We start from the raw sequence: 409 nt of genomic DNA, 5'->3' as shown, positions 1-409 counted from the left end.
GTTCACGCTTTAACTTTTCGTTATAAGCTATTGCATTTGTTAAGTATTTCAAAGTATGCGTAAAAGGTTCTAAGTATTATTCTTTCTTTAGTTATGTAAAGCGGGTTACTTATGGGCTCATCATCTCGCAGTAAATCGGTTGCACTTATATCGAGTGTGTTTTTTGTTATAGGTCTTTTATCAATGAACATTGATGGGTTCGGTTTAGCGCCCATATTTGTTGTGTTGATATCCTTCTTTATGCTTATTATTCATAGTTTTCTGCACTTTAGCGGTCGTAAAAATAGCGATGTATTTAATGCTTATGAAGAGTCAGCTAAAACTAAGGCAGCAGCACTAGAGTCTGGGCTGAATAATAAAAATAAGTAATACGGTCAAGCTAGTTCGCTTATAACAAGCGATGCAATTT

The 409-nt window shown here is 34.7% G+C and carries 1 protein-coding gene; it reads left to right on the top strand.

Going from position 1 to position 409, the window contains the following annotated elements:
- Nucleotides 1-111: 111 nt before the first annotated feature.
- Nucleotides 112-369, top strand: coding sequence for a hypothetical protein (locus AB4653_RS27820; protein WP_017093519.1), 258 nt, complete (start codon nucleotides 112-114; stop codon nucleotides 367-369).
- The last annotated feature ends 40 nt before the right edge of the window (nucleotides 370-409 follow it).

Source organism: Vibrio sp. 10N.222.48.A3, assembly GCF_041475345.1.
In the GTDB taxonomy this organism is placed as follows: Bacteria; Pseudomonadota; Gammaproteobacteria; order Enterobacterales; family Vibrionaceae; genus Vibrio; species Vibrio tasmaniensis_A.
The sequence above is the reverse complement of the archived record's forward strand: the minus strand, read 5'-3'. Positions and strand labels throughout refer to the sequence as shown.

Bases quoted from the DNA above. Each gene is read 5' to 3' on its own strand.
- AB4653_RS27820 (WP_017093519.1), top strand. From the start codon at position 112: ATGGGCTCATCATCTCGCAGTAAATCGGTTGCACTTATATCGAGTGTG.